The sequence below is a fragment of the Saccharibacillus deserti genome, from assembly GCF_013618475.1.
In the GTDB taxonomy this organism is placed as follows: Bacteria; Bacillota; Bacilli; order Paenibacillales; family Paenibacillaceae; genus Saccharibacillus; species Saccharibacillus deserti.
Genome location: NZ_JABJVN010000009.1, coordinates 95,302 through 109,599, shown reverse-complemented (window position 1 = coordinate 109,599; position 14,298 = coordinate 95,302). Strand labels below are relative to the sequence as shown.

Annotated in this window: 10 protein-coding genes and 1 tRNA gene; 2 read left to right on the top strand and 9 right to left on the bottom strand. The window is 60.0% G+C overall.

Annotated elements, in window-relative coordinates; all coding sequences use genetic code 11:
• Positions 1 to 292 precede the first annotated feature (292 nt).
• A complete protein-coding gene (locus HOP44_RS19455; protein WP_484592907.1) occupies positions 293 to 517 on the top strand; it encodes an Rv1352/Rv1906c domain-containing protein in 225 nt (74 codons plus the stop codon).
• 131 nt (positions 518 to 648) lie between these two features.
• Here the strand turns inward: HOP44_RS19455 and HOP44_RS19450 are convergent, their stop codons facing one another.
• The 6 genes from HOP44_RS19450 to HOP44_RS19425 form a co-directional block, all read right to left on the bottom strand.
• Positions 649 to 1,011: a hypothetical protein gene (locus HOP44_RS19450; protein WP_172256482.1), complete on the bottom strand. Its 363-nt coding sequence runs from the start codon at positions 1,009 to 1,011 to the stop codon at positions 649 to 651.
• Between the two features lie 69 nt (positions 1,012 to 1,080).
• Positions 1,081 to 2,838 carry a hypothetical protein gene (locus HOP44_RS19445; RefSeq protein WP_172256480.1) on the bottom strand — a complete coding sequence of 586 codons (1,758 nt, stop codon included), beginning with the start codon at positions 2,836 to 2,838 and terminating at the stop codon, positions 1,081 to 1,083.
• A 30-nt stretch (positions 2,839 to 2,868) separates the two neighbouring features.
• Positions 2,869 to 6,402, bottom strand: coding sequence for a DUF4132 domain-containing protein (locus HOP44_RS19440; RefSeq protein WP_172256478.1), 3,534 nt, complete (start codon positions 6,400 to 6,402; stop codon positions 2,869 to 2,871).
• A 22-nt stretch (positions 6,403 to 6,424) separates the two neighbouring features.
• Positions 6,425 to 7,573 carry a VWA domain-containing protein gene (locus tag HOP44_RS19435; RefSeq protein ID WP_172256476.1) on the bottom strand — a complete coding sequence of 383 codons (1,149 nt, stop codon included), beginning with the start codon at positions 7,571 to 7,573 and terminating at the stop codon, positions 6,425 to 6,427.
• Entirely contained in the window at positions 7,552 to 10,071 is a 2,520-nt protein-coding gene (locus HOP44_RS19430; protein WP_172256474.1) for a DUF5682 family protein, read from the bottom strand. The genes HOP44_RS19435 and HOP44_RS19430 overlap by 22 nt, the downstream gene beginning before the upstream one ends.
• A complete protein-coding gene (locus HOP44_RS19425; RefSeq protein ID WP_343059978.1) occupies positions 10,059 to 11,159 on the bottom strand; it encodes an ATP-binding protein in 1,101 nt (366 codons plus the stop codon). Before HOP44_RS19425 ends, HOP44_RS19430 begins: the two co-directional genes overlap by 13 nt.
• A gap of 307 nt (positions 11,160 to 11,466) precedes the next feature.
• On the opposite strand from HOP44_RS19425, the gene HOP44_RS19420 reads away from it, so the two are divergent.
• Positions 11,467 to 11,721 (top strand): hypothetical protein, encoded by a 255-nt coding sequence (locus tag HOP44_RS19420; RefSeq protein ID WP_181286079.1) that lies wholly within the window; start codon positions 11,467 to 11,469, stop codon positions 11,719 to 11,721.
• Positions 11,722 to 11,817: 96 nt separating this feature from the next.
• On the opposite strand, the gene HOP44_RS19415 is transcribed toward HOP44_RS19420, so the two are convergent.
• From HOP44_RS19415 to HOP44_RS19405, 3 genes are all read right to left on the bottom strand, one after another.
• Entirely contained in the window at positions 11,818 to 13,428 is a 1,611-nt protein-coding gene (locus tag HOP44_RS19415) for a sensor domain-containing diguanylate cyclase (protein WP_172256473.1), read from the bottom strand.
• A 281-nt stretch (positions 13,429 to 13,709) separates the two neighbouring features.
• A tRNA-Thr gene (locus tag HOP44_RS19410) sits at positions 13,710 to 13,781 on the bottom strand.
• Between the two features lie 190 nt (positions 13,782 to 13,971).
• Positions 13,972 to 14,292, bottom strand: coding sequence for an MTH1187 family thiamine-binding protein (locus tag HOP44_RS19405; RefSeq protein ID WP_172256471.1), 321 nt, complete (start codon positions 14,290 to 14,292; stop codon positions 13,972 to 13,974).
• Positions 14,293 to 14,298 lie beyond the last annotated feature (6 nt).

Here is a 14,298-nt window from a genome sequence, read left to right as displayed (position 1 = left end):
CCGCGAGGCCGCGGCCGACAACGGCGAGCGCAGCGCGGCCGACGAGCAGAACCGGCCGGAAGACCGCGAAGCCGCGACCGACAACGGCGAGCGCAGCTCGGCCGACGAACAGAATCGGCCGGCCGCGCCGCAGGATTCTCCAAGCACCAAGCCGGCTGATCGTTCCGCAGCCGAAACCGGCCGCACTCCGCAAGCTTCCGCCAAGGCGAAACCCGAACAGAGTCGACCGGCGCAAACTCCGGAATGGAACGGTGCCGCAAGCGGGGCCGAACAATCCCGCGACGGCTCGTCGATTGCCGGCAGCGGGCACTACCGGGTCGGGCAGCATGTGAAGCCGGGTCTGTACCGCTCCGTCGGTCAAATCGATTACTGGGAACGGACTTCCGGCTTGTCCGGCGGTGCCGCAGACCGGATCGCAAGCGGCCGCCCCTCCGGGTCCGTTCTCGTCGAGATCGAGGAATCCGACGCCGGATTTATCTCCCAAGGCTCCGGCAGTTGGGAGCGCGTTCCCCGCTAAAAGAGAACACACCAAAAACAGGCAAGTTCCAGCCCGAAACCCAAAAAGTCCACGGATTCCGCACAACCTGCGGTATCGTGGACTTTTTGGGTTATCTCCTGCAAAAGGCTTTTCCTCGGTTCATCGGCAGGTTAGCGGGTTGAGGATTGGGATTCCCAGGCCTCTTCGTCTTCCGCCGGTTCCGCTTCGGGCTCGTCTACGGATCCGCCTTTTCCGCTTCCACCCCGCCGGGCCAGCTCCGTATAACCGCACAGCCGGAAAAAAGCTCCGGCCAGTTCTTCCGCTCCGTCACCCGGCCCCAGAAGACTGCGCTCGCCTGCATTTGCCGTTCGCCGCAGCAGCCGCTCCAGCAGATCCATGCCCAGCCGCGAGGCAAGATCGGCAAGCTGCTCCAGTTTCCTGGCATCTTCCATGGCAAACTGGGCGCTGCCGCGCAGCAGCAGTTCTTCGGTCCAATCGTCGATCCGGCCGAGCAGCCGTTCCCATTCATTCACGATATCTCCTCCGCTCCTGTCCGTAAGGCGCCCCTAGGGCGTTTTCGACCTTTTTCCGGACCCTGGCCTTTACAGATCCAGCTTCAGACTGATCTGTTCGCTTCCCTGCAGAAAACTGATCGGATAGACCGCATCTTCTTCGACCGAAGCGAAGATACGGAACTCGCCGGCACCCGGCATGCCCCGTCCCGCTTCCAGACGGGTAATGGCCGACTTCCAGTCCGCATGGTACGGAAGGCTCAACTGCAGCCGTTCGCCGTCGATATCGACAGCCGTCAGCTGCAGGGCCTGGGCGGACTGGTCGTATACGCAGCTCTCCATGGCCGCCGCGCGGATCAGTCTCAGCCGCTTCGGCTGCCCGCCGAATAACCGGACTTGGCTTCGACCGAGGTCCAGATCCGCGAAGCGCTCGGCCAGCAGACTCCCGAAGTCGAACGCTTCGACCGGAGGTCGGAGCGGCAGCGTCAGCGAAGGCGATCCGCCCGACGACAATCGGCCGTCGGCGCTGACTTTGACGGCGCGAAGCGACAGCAGCGAAGCACTCGCCGTCTTGAGCGTCAGATCCGGCTTCCAGGGCGAACGTTCGCCGTAATGCCGGGCAAACGAAAACTCCGCCCCTTCGTAATAGGTCGCACGCGCCTGGGTGTACGTGTAGATCCCGTCGTCTTCGGCGCAGTAGAAATAATACGTAATGCCGCGGTACGACGAGCGGGTCTCCCACGGCTCCGCTCCCAACGCATAGAGATCAAGCTTGGGCACGGTATAGAATCGGCTGCGGAAACGTCCGGCCAGCTGCGCATGCCGCAGGGGTCCGATCTCTTTCTCCAGAGCGTCCAGCATCAGGGCGGTGCGGCTCAAGCGGCCCCGCAGCGCCTGCGAAGAGAAGCGGACATGCCGGGCGAAGAACAATTCGAGTTCGCCGTGGATGCCCCGCGCTTCGCGTTCCAGATTCGGCAGCCCTCCGCTGCGCGCCGCGACGGCCAGCAGCTCGAACCGCACGGCGAAACTTCGCGGCAGCCGGGCCAGGCCGCTCGACAGCAGCGCGTTTACGCTCTCGCGGAATTCGTGCAGGATCTCGGCGGGAATCCGGGCCGACGGCTGGTTTCCCGCCAGCGCTTCCCTGTCTTCTTTGCCCCGATGGGCCCGGTAGCGCAGCAGCGCTTCAAGCCTGTACATTTCGCCTTCGGCCCCCGGCACCGCACACAGGGCGCGGGAGACATCGGGAGCGTCCGTAAAAGCCACTTCGACCCCTGAACGGACCATCCGCACAACAAGCAGGGAATCTTCACGGATCTCCAATTCCTCCGCATAACGCAGGCGGAACGCCGCTTCTTCGACGCGGGAATGCCGAAAAGGAACGACAAGTTCTTCAATCGGCCGCTCCAGCAGCCAGCCGAAGCCGGGCTTTGGACCGGAGTCTTCCGGCATCCGGTCCAAAGCCCTTTCAGCCGGAAGGGAGCTTTCTTCCCCGCCGTTAGCGGTTTCCGATTCCGGCCGGTCGGGATCCTTTGATTCGGTCGTGGACGGTCCGCCCCCTCCTCCCTCTCCGCCAAGCTTGTGCTGTCCGTAATACAGAATCGCGACCAGCACGTGTTTGCAGATTTTCTCGGACGGACAGCTGCAGTCGAAGCGCTCGATCGAATCGGTCAGCGTACAGACCGTTCCGTCGCTCAGCGTGCAGACGACTTCGTTTTCGCCAAAAGCGTACTCCGCCGAAGTGCCTTTTTCCATGTCTTTTTGCGCCCGGTTGTACAGCCCTTTGTTCGCGTAACGGATCAGGTAGTCTTCCGTGGCCAACCGGGTCAGCCGGGCAAACCTGGCTTGCATATCCTGTTCGCTCAGAACCGTTCCCTCCCGTTACTGCCCGGTCGCCCGCAAAATGTCGTATACCGTTTCGCTGAATACGCGCGCCGGCACGTGTTGCAGCAGATGGCCTTGGGCAGTCGAATAATAATAGTCATTGCCTTTGTTGGAGAAGAACTCAAGCTGTTCCAGCGTCACGTCTTCCATGCCTTCGTAGTAGGAAATACTGGTGCCGCTGAACGTCAGCCGGGCAATCAGTTCGCCGTATTCTTTGAACAGATCGTTATAGAACCCTCCGTCCATGGCGCTTCCTTTGATCCATCCGTATTTCTCCAGCGCTTTCGGGAAAGCGGTAGGCGAGTAGTCGCCTACCGGCAGACGGGTATAGGCCCGCTGCTGAAGCTCTTCTTCTTCGGGCAGATAGACCGACCGGTTCAACTGGTTGAACGGCTGAACGATCTCATAGTCTTCCAGCTGCGTCTTCCAGGCTTCGAGATTCTCCGGAGTCAGTTCAAGCGGATGCACCAGGCCGATCTGCGCTTCGTCCGGAAGTTCGTATTCGTCTTCGTCCACCGTATTGAAGGTGCCGTCTTCCATATAGCGGAACGTCGTTTCAACGCTCGATTCCTCGCCGCTCCCCGTATAGACGCCCCAGATCAGACCCACCGCAAAGCGCCGCATAATCACATTGCCGACGAACAGACCGCTCCATTCGGAAGCGCTCCACAAACGGCGTTTGGACAGCGATTCTTCCAGTCGCTGCGCCTGGATGCCGACCATTGTTTTAAGGTCTTTTTTGAGCTGGGCAAATTTCGCTTTGGACTGTGCCGCCAATGCCGCATCGTCTTTTTGCGCGGGAGCCGGCAGACTCTTGACCGTTTTGCCGGTCTCTCCGCTCACGGCGGTCAGCTGCAGATCGGCGCTGACTTTGACCATGAACGTACGCTCGCCGTAACTGAGTACAAGTTCCCCGCGTTCGTCGAATCCAAGCGAAGTGACGAGCCGGTCGGCGAGCTGCTCCTTGGTCAAACCCTGATTTTCGGCCGCCAGCTGAAGCGCTTCTTCGGCCGCTCCTTTGACCTGCCGGTTCTTGATCGTGCGGCCCAGCCGGTCGATCGTCATCAGAGCCGCGTTGTCGTCCATGAAAGCCAGAGCTCCCACGGCGTCCGCCGCGATGGCGCCCCGGCTGTTTTCCGTCCAGTCTTTGACCTGCCGGCCGAGCAGATCGACGACTTCCCGGCTGCCGAAACGCGCCGCAAGCGGCAGAATCCATTTCTCTTTGGCTGGAGCCCCGCCGTCGATCCAGATCCGCAGCGCTTCGGCCGTAAAGGCCGCAAGCGAAGCGGCGTCGGCATACTCCGCCACTTCGGCCAGACGCGGATTCGGCTCGGAGACGAAATCGACCGACTCGGTCAGCACATACGATTTGATGGCGTCGTCCAGCTTGTGACCGTCTTTGCCGCGCAGTTCCGGCAGTCCGTCGAGCGTAAGCCAGGACAGACGGCTGCGCTTTTTGGCATCCGCATGGGCAGCCAGGGCGGCATGGGCATATTCGGCCGGCTTGCCGAGCGTATCGAGCAGTGCCTGGAGACGGGCTTTGAGCGCAGCGGATTTTTCTTCGGCCAGCAGCTGTCCGTAAGCCTCGCCTTCGCCTTCGATCCCGCGCAGCAGGTCGATGACGATCTCGCGCACGGCGGCTTTTTTCTCGGCCAGATAGAGCTTCACGTAGAAATCCTTGTCGGGATGCTTGATCAATTGGAGACGCGCGATTTCGCGAACCCGTTTGGACGAGTCGCCCAGTCCCAGACGCAGCGCGTGGACCAGCAGCGCTTCTTCCTGCCGTTCGCCGCCCGAGAGAGCCGCTTCCAGCATGGTCTGGCGGACTTCGCCGTGCACATCGTTGTAGTATTCCAGGCACTTCGCCAGCCGTCCGGCAATTATGCGGCGCAGTTCTTCTTCGGGTACGCGGGCGTAATAATACTGGTTCAAGCCGTTAAGGAGCAGCAGGCGAAGCAGCAGACGTTCGTCGTCGGCGTCCGGATCCGCTTCCGCCAGACGCAGGAACGTTTCTCCATCGAACGTCGGCGATTTGAACAGATAGGACAGGAAATTCGCGGTTCCGATTTCCGCCTGGCCGGCGGCTTTTACGAACTTCGCATACATTTCCGAATCGGCCGGCAGCAGCGTCGCGGCGATCAGCAAATTGCGGCGCGCGATGTCGTTGCCCTGCGTGTCGTCCCAGTTGGTGGAAGGCTTGTGCTTCAGATAGCTCTCGAGCGACAGCTCGCCCGACAGGTATTTGGCCAGACTTTGACCGAGAATATTGCCGTGGACCTTGTCCGCCAGCGCTTCCAGCACCAGCTTCTCGATCCCGCCGTCGCTTTCCGGAGCCTGCCCTTCATCCGACAGTACGCGGTAGATGTAAGCTTTGAGCAGCGGCCGCCGCAAAATGGAGAACAGATACCCGGCCCGCTTGCGGTCGGCCAGCAGTTCGCCGCGCAGCGTGTTCCAGGCCGGCATATAGCTGCCGATCTCCTGCACCAGCGTCTCGATCAGCGCAAACGGCTCGCCGACAGGCACGATTCCGTCCAGCAGCACATCCGGATCCTTGCCCGCATTTTCCATCATCAGCAGCTCTGCGCGCGTCTCCAGCGGCAGCACCTCGTGTACGGCACGAACGGCTTCCAGAACCGCTTGATCCGTTTCGGCCGAAGACTCCAGCAGCCCTTCCTTGCCCCCGTTCAGCAGCAGCACGTAATAAAAAGCGCTGCGCAGATGGCTCATGACAGCATTCAGCTGTTCCCGGCGCAGCTTTTCCTTGGGATCGAGCGCCGAATTCGGAAACAGCCGTTCTTTTAGGGCGGCGCGGCGCGCTTCCACGTACTCCGGCGACAAATCCAGCTGGGTCAGCGTGTCTTTGAGCGGAAGATCCCGAATCGCCAGCGGTTCGATCGCCTGCAGCAGTTCCCGGCGCAGCGTGTCCGCATCCCCGTTCACCAGCGCCTGGATCGAATCCGGAAGCTGGCCGAGCGTTTCGTTTGCGAATTCCGGATCGATCTGCGTATACAGCTTGAGCAGCAGCAGGGTTTCCGCACTCGTTTCCAGCGGAGTCCGGTGTTTGCCGGCCCGGCGGTTGGCATTGACCTGCGTACGGAACATTTTGCGCATCCGTTCTTCGCCCGTATAGCGGTGCAGCAGACGCAGGCGCTCAAGCGACCTGGCTTGGCGTTCTTCCGTATCGCGCACCCGGCGGGAACCCAGGCCGATATCGCTCAGGCCGTCGCCCACGCAGATCCGATACAGCGTATTTTCCTGATAGGCATATCCGCTGCCCATCGTACGCAGCAGCACGGCCGCCGCCCGGAAAAAGACTTCTCCGTCTTCTTTGCGTCCCAATTTTTCCAACGCGTCGACCGTCCGGTACAGATACCCGTTCGAGTTGAGCATCATATCCGGAAAAACGTCGGATTCTCCCGTCACATAGGCGACAATCGAATCTTTGCGGTCTACGGCCAGCGAGTAGTCGTCCGAGCAGGCTTTTGCGAATTTCTCGACCAGGGGATCGATTGCAGGGTGTTGCAGGGTCATGGGTATTCCTCCTCAAAAAGTTCTAATTGACGATGCGTCCGATCCAGTCCGCGAGCGCGTTCGGGGTGATTGCCGCCACTTCCGCGCCGAGATCCGCAAAGGTTTTGGCCGCCCGCTCGTCGTGTATCGTTTGTCCTTCGAAATCGAGTGCGGTCAGCACCAGCAGCCTGGAGCCGCCGTCGAGAATATCTTTGGCCGCCCTGTACATCTGCTGCGGCGGATAACCTTCGACCAGGTCGCTCACAAGAATGAACAGGGTCCGGCCGGGATTTTCGATCAGCGTTTCGCCGTACCGCAGCGCTTTGGCAATATGCGTCCCTCCGCCGAGCTGTACGCTCATCAGCACATCGACGGGGTCTTCCAGTCGGCCGCTCAAATCCACGACCTGCGTATCGAATACGAATAAACTCGTCTTGAGCGCATTCAGCCGGTAGAAAATACTGGCCATGACCGAGCTGTAGATGACGGAATCGAGCATGCTGCCGCTCTCGTCCACCGCGATAATCACATGCCATTTGTTGTAAGCCTGTATCCGTCCGTCAAAATAAAGCCGGTCTACGACAAAGCGCCGGTTTTCGCGGTCGTAGTTCTTGAGGTTGCGCCCGATGGTCTTCTTCATGTTGAGATTGCGCAGCGAACGCACATGTCCGGCCGTATAACGGCTGCGTTTGCCCGCAATGCTCGCCCGGGCTTCGGATTCGAGTTTGCGGCGCAGATCGTCGACGACCTTACGCACGATTTCTTTGGCGCTTGCCACGACTTCGCCTTTCATCCGGCCTTTGAACTGCAGGATGTTTTTGAGCAGATTCATATTCGGTTCCAGCGATTCCAGCACGGCCTTGTCGGTCAGCAGCTCGCTCATTCCGTAGCGGTCGAGCGCCTGCTTCTCGAGAATTTCCACGGTCTCTTTCGGAAAAAGCTTCCGTACCCTGGCGAGCCAGTCGGGAACGGTCAGGCTCGATCCTCCGCGTCCGCCCTGACGGCCCCGGTACCCTTCTTTCTCTCCGTATTCCCGGTCGTGCAGATAGCCGAGCAGTTCGTCGAGTTCACGGTAGACAAAGGCTTCCGGCGAATAATGTTCAGTGGCCGACAGTTCTTCGTCGGCCGAAGAACCGAGCAGCAGACGCCAGCGGTTCAGCGTCTCCGCGCTCATTCCGCTTCCAGTTTCCATAAGGCAAACTCCTTCCGAATGGCTTCATCCAGATTCCGCGCCGCGCGCAGCACGGTTTCGTCGACGGCCGCATCTTCCAGCCGGGCAGCCGGAAGACCGTGCAGCTCGGCCACTTTCGCCGCGATCCGCGACGTTTCCGGCGGCGTGAAGAAAGTGAAGGCCAGACGAAGTTCCGGCAGCAGCCGAAGAAATTCTTCATGCGGCAGGCGTTCCAGCAGTCCGCTCAGATCCGCCAGCAGTTCATTGCCCTGCATCAACGAATCGCGTGCCAGGGCGAACAAGCCCTGCAAATATTCGGCCGCTCTGAGCGCCTGGTCCGGTGATCCTTGTATGTACGCGCGGGCGCGAAGCGAGAGTTCGCCGCGCTCCAGCGCACCGAGCCGGACCAGAATCGCAGCCGCCGCTCCTTCCAGTCTCGGCGGCAGATTCGGCGCGGCCAACAGCTCGCCCAGCCGGTCGCGGAAATTCTCGTCCGGATCACTTCCGGCTGCCGCAGAGGCAGGTCCGCTTCTTCCGGCCGCATGCATATGCAGCAGCTTAAGTCCTTCGACAGCGTGGGGCTGTTCGTCCGGACTCAATCCGTTCAATCCCGGAAGGCGGGATACGGCCGCTTCATAGGCTTCATCCGTCAGAGTCTTCAGGCGCGATTCGCCGGATACGCCAAGCAGGCGCCGGTGCGAACGGATCCGCTCGAGACTGTCGAGCGTTTCGCACAGCGACAGGAAACTGCCGTCCTGCCGCAGCGCCGATTCCAGACGGTCGAACAGTCGGCCGGCCAGGGCTTCAAGCCCCATCACCAGCGCCCGCAGCAGCCACCGTGCGGCTTCGCCGCTGTGGTGGACGGGCAGCCGGTCCAATTCTTCGGCAATTCGGGCTTCGGCCGCTTCTTCGACGGTACCGCCGTAGATCGAATTCTCGATCAGGCGCGCCTCCGTGCGCGACGAATACGAATAGGCCCAGGTTTCCCGGATCCGGTTCATATCCCGGCCCGATACCCAGTCCGGCCCCGATTCCCTGCTTGCGAATTCCGTGCCGAGAAACTCGGCGCAGTGCAGCAGCCGGCTCGCTTCGCGGTGGGCCGGCTTGGCATAGGGTTCAAGCGTCCGGCGGTGCCTGCCCGTCGAACGCAGGTTCAGGCGGCAGGCTGCCGCGCGCGCTTTGAAATCTTCGACAATCGGCACGGAAAACTCGTTCGGCGCCACTTCCCCGATCCGGTCGCCGGTCATCATCGCCAGCAGCATCTCCAGCGGCCGGTCCGCGGCGAGCGTGCGCTCGCCTTTGATGAACGAAGACGTCACGCCGTCCGTCAATTCGTAGGCGCCGCTTTGGCTTTTGCCGCGCAGTGCGGCCAGGCCCTGCATCAAGCCGTAGGCTTCGATGCCGTCGGAGGTCGAGACCGACTCGCCTTCGCTGCGCAGCCGCCTGCCCAGTCCGGCCAGCAGATCCAGCCCCGCTCGTTCGTAAGGCTGCGAATCTCCGCGCGCAAGCAGGCTCCATACCCGGTCGTAGTAGCCGACATAAGGCATCCCGCTTGCATATCCGTTCAATCGGTCGGCCTCCTCGAAGGTGTAGACCATCGGATACATTTGTTTGCGGACGATGCCGCGTTCCCGGTCGTAACGGGTCGGCGGCGAATCCTTGGGAAGCGGCTCTTCCGGTTCCGCCGCGGAACGGCTGCCGCCTGCTGCGGAGATTGCGCAGGACGCGGCTTGTTCCTCGGCCGGCCTTCTGCCGGTTTGTCCGCCCGGCGCTTCCTGCGTCACCAGCCCGTACGTATGGAATCCGCCCGTTACGACCAGCACCCGGCCGTACTCCGCACGTGCCTGCGCGATATGCGCTCCCATGCGCTCCTCGCGCTCCAGGTCGCCTTCGCTTCGCAGCGTCTCCGGCGAATAGGTCATTCGCGACAGCGTGCAGTACGCGAATACCCCGCGCACGAATTCGCGCGTCGGGCGGCCCAGTCCGCCGATCTCGAACGCCCGCTCCCACAGCTCGTCGAAGCTGCGGGCGCGGCTCAATCGGCACAGCCGCCCGATAAAAGCCGAACCCGCCAGCAGCGCTTCGTCCTGCGCGGACGACTTGCCGCCTTCCGCGGCCTCCGGCCGGCCGCGATAGTCCAGATCGATAAACCGCGCGGGAATGCCCCGCGCCGCCGCTGCCCGGATCGCCGCATATTCCGGCGAATAGTCCAGCAGCGGGAAATAGCAGGCTCCGCGGCCGTTCGCGTCCTCGTAGCCGTAATACAGGCTGACCGGCGCCCGCGTCGCCGGATCGGCCAGCACCGGAATCAGCGGATTGCCGCTTTCCGGTCCTTCGATCAGAACGATATCCGGTTTGTAATCGTCAAAGGTCCGCAGCAGATGGTGGGCGCAGGCCGGACTGTGGTGCCGGATCGGGAAATGCACCACCGGACCGTCCAGGTCGAATACCTTCTCCGCAAACAACCGCTCGATTTCCGCAAGCTCTTCCTCCGGGGCCAGCGCCTTCAGCCGATCCATTTTTTCTCCTTGTAATACGCGTCCCACAATTCTTCCGTTTTGGCCCGCTCCTTGACCACCTTGGAGAAATACGATTTGAGCACGCTCAAATCTTTGGTGTTCTCTTTGGCGACCGTGCCGAGCATATTCTGCACCAGACGTTCGAGCGACAGGCCGCCTTCTTCGTAATAGTAGGAAGTCATCGCGCTCTGCACATAGACCGAGACCGCTTCCGCCGTACTCATCACCGCCTGCGGCACCTCGATCTTGAAGCCTTCGCGCGTGCGTCCGGTCCGCAGTTCGATAAAGGTCGTCGCCAGCAGCTCGACCACATCGGGATCGACGTCCATGTCCACGCCGCTCTGAACAAGCAGGTTCGAAGCCTGCGACTGAATGATCTTCGCCTCCATGGCCACGTTCTCGATCGGACGGATGGTCTCGAAATTGAAACGGCGCTTGAGCGCGCTGCTCATCTCGTTCACGCCCTTGTCCCGGATGTTGGCTGTGCCGATCACATTGAACCCGGGCTTGGCGAACAGTACGCCCTGCGCCAGTTCGGGGATGCTCATCACCTTGTCGCTCATGATGCTGATGAGGCTGTCCTGCGCTTCGGACGGGCAGCGCGTAATCTCTTCGAAGCGGGTCAGAATCCCGTGCTTCATCCCCTGATAGAGCGGCGACGGCACGAGTGCGGCTTCCGAAGGCCCTTTGTCCAGCAGCATGGCGTAATTCCAGGAATATTTGATCGTATCCTCGGTTGTGCCCGCCGTTCCCTGGATCGTATTGGTGCTGGTACCCGAGATGGCCGCGGTCAGCAGTTCGCTCAGCATCGTCTTGGCCGTACCCGGCTCGCCGACGAGCATCAAGCCCCGGTTGCCGGCAAGCGTCACGACCGCGCGCTCGATCAGAACGTCGTTTCCGTAAAATTTGCGCGTGATGGGTATGGATTCGCCGTCCAGGACGGCCGGCTGTTCGCGTCCGATCAAAAAGTCGCGGACCGCGCTCGGCGACAGTTTCCAGTTCGGCGGCCGTTTGCCTTTGTCTTCGGCGCCAAGCGCCGCAAGCTCCCGCTCGTACAGCACTTCGGCGGGCGGTTTGATCATCTCGATGGTCAATACGTTTCCTCCTCAAAAAACAGATCATACGTTCCCTTTTTATTCTATAAATATTTTAGCACAAATTGCCGCCCCACTGCGAGAAACCCCCGTTAAATAGTCGGAAGCTCCCTTCGCATCGGGAAAAAACGAATCCCTTGCCGCCGTTTTCCGGGTCCAAAGTCGCTTTTTTCGAGATCCTTTTATTTTTTTCAAAAAAAACGAACTCTACGCTTTTCCTGCACGTATATGTAGCAAGAAGCCGAAACGAACGTTTCCGCTTCTCGTTCTTTCACTTTTACCTAACCAAGGAGGTTATCGCATGACGATGGCAATTGTGCTCCCAATCTTGTTCGTAATGATCGTTCTGTTCTCTCTGGCCAAGCCGAAGAATTCACCCAACCGGCCGCGTCGGGGATCTCGTTCCGGTTATGTGCACGATTCCGGCGGCGGGTTCTACGGCGATTCCGGCGGCGGACATTCGTCCAACCACTGCGGAGACAGCTCTTCTTCCCATGGCGGCGGCTGCGATTCGGGCGGCGGCGGTGGAGACGGCGGCGGAGGTGGCGGGGAATGAAAACGGCTTATTCGGAAGCAAACCAAAAGAACGCGTAGTTTCCCCGTCGGGAACTGCGCGTTCTTTTGGTTTGCGAAAAAATAGGGTTTTGCGCGCCTACATGACGACCCGGTTGCGCCCGCCTTCTTTGGCCCGGTACAGCGCCCGGTCGGCGATCTCGAACAAATCTTCGGTGCGCGTCGCCTGCTGGGGAGCGATCGAGGCTCCGATCGACAGGGTAACGGGAATATGCAGCGAATTCTCGTGTGCGGCGACCGCCAGCCGAAATCTTTCCGCGGCCTCATACGTTTCCGGCAGATTGCGCCCCGGCAGCAGAACGACAAACTCCTCCCCGCCGTATCGGCCGCACATATCCCCGCTTTCGATCGCTTTCTCCAGCGTACGGGCGACCGAACGCAGGACTTCGTCTCCGGCAGCATGCCCATAGCGGTCATTGACCGATTTGAAGCGATCGATATCGATCAGCAGCAGCGAGAACGGCCGGTTGTCGCTTTCCAGTTTCTCCATCGCTTCATCCAATGCCCGACGGTTCGGCAGTCCGGTCAACGCATCCCTCAGGGCAAAATCGGTCAGATCGAGATTCTGCCGTCTCATCTCGCCGACCGACAGCATGACGGCCCGGTTCAGCAGATCCGCTTCGCGGTTCCAGTGGCGGCTTACGTCGGGAATAGCAACTTCCCGCGGCCGGTCGGCGGCGCGAACGACAAAGTTGGCCAAGGCAACGAACGGAGCGGCCAGCCTGCGGGCCAGAAACAGCGTACCGGCGACCAAAATCAGAAAAGGCAGCAGAACGGCGACAAGCGTCCCACGGATTTGCTCCATCTGCTGCTGATTCAGCAAACTGTTCGCGGTCTGGGTTACCACTCCCCAGCCGTTCGCCGGCACGGATGCGTAACCGATCATAAAAGCACGGCCTTCCGGGTCGACGAACTGGGCTTTGCCGCTTTCCCCACGTAAAACGCGCTCAACCACGGGGCTGTCGGGAATCTCTTCCCCGATCCGGTTTTTGTCCGGATGATAGATCAATTTGCCTTCATCATCGACAACATAATAATAGGAATCCGCCGTCGCGCCGCTCTGCGCGCCGAAAAGACTGCCCAGAACCGCCGGATCCTGCAGACGAACCGTCCCTCCCACAGTACCCATATAAATACCTTTCGGGCTATAGACCGGTTCCGATATCAAAACGACAATCTCTCCGTCCCCGTCTCTATAAGAAATGGAAATACCGGGCAGACTTCGTTGCAATGCACTCTCCATCGCTTCCGAATCGATCTTTCCGAAATCGCCGTCGGCTCTCAGCGAGTGCATCTCCCGGATCTTTCCGTCCGTCCCGGCAAGGAAAACCGATTCGAAATAACCGCTGCTCTCCTGAATCTGCCGCAGTTCCTCTCCGATCCGGTCCCAGCGGCCTTCCGGGATCAATTCGGAAATTTCACCAGTGAAGGCCCCCAGACTGTTCTGAATCGAGAGGAAAAACATATTCATCGTCTGCGCGATCCGCTGCGATTCGCTGTGATTGTTATTCAGCACCCGATCCGTCAGCAGCTCTTTTTCCGACCGGTACGACGCAAACAGCGTAATGACGAGCGTCAGCAGAAAAGTAAGCACCACGAGTCCGGAAAACAGCGCGCGCAGGCTGATCCTGCCTTTCTTTCTGAAGAAACCCGGCTCGCGGCCTCCTCTTCTTCGTTCTGACACGGTCATCGCTATGTTCATCACCTTTAATCGAATTGATGGAGCTTGGTCGATTTGCTTTCTCTATATATTACGGCACAATTTGTCGATTTTTTAGAGATAACGATTGTTTCCTCAAAATAATATCCAATAAACAGGGAGTATAGAACCATATATCCAAAAAAAGCCCGGGTCTTTATGAGCATAATCTGCCTAAGCGAGCAAGACCCGGATTTTCTCACTTGAGCGAAACGAAAAAAAAGCGCGAACCCCGGTTTCCCGGAGTTCGCGCTTTTCCTGCCCTGCCTGGATGCTGATGAAGGGAATTGAACCCCCGGCCTACGCATTACGAGTGCGTTGCTCTACCCCTGAGCTACATCAGCCTATCTGTTGATCTTGAACAGCAACGGAATTTATTATACACCGATTCGGAAAATCCGCAAGCTTTTCGGAGCAAAAAGACAGAAGTTTTCGCGTGTCTGCGCACATGATTTTTCATATGCTTTTCCCGCGTCTTTTTGCTCCTTTTCCCTATTTTTTCAATCGTTATTCATACGCCGGAGGCTCCGGCGCCTACTGCATCTCGCTCTGCTCCGTCATCCGGGCCTGGACCGAAGCCAGCTTCTGCGCGGAGGAGCCTTCCTTGTCGCGGCGGTCGTCGATCTTGACCGACGTCGAGACCCGCAGCGCGCCGGATGCGAACGTATGCTCATGCAGCGTCTTCACCGCGTCCAGGATTCGGTCGAGCGGGCCTTCGATGATCGTGCTCATCGACGTCAGTTCGTAGCTGATCCCTTCAAGCGTCGCAAGCTTGCGCTGCATCTCCGCGACGTAACCGCTGAGGCTGGTCGTGCCCGTTCCGATCGGAACGATCGTCAATTCCGCTATCGCCATTTGGAT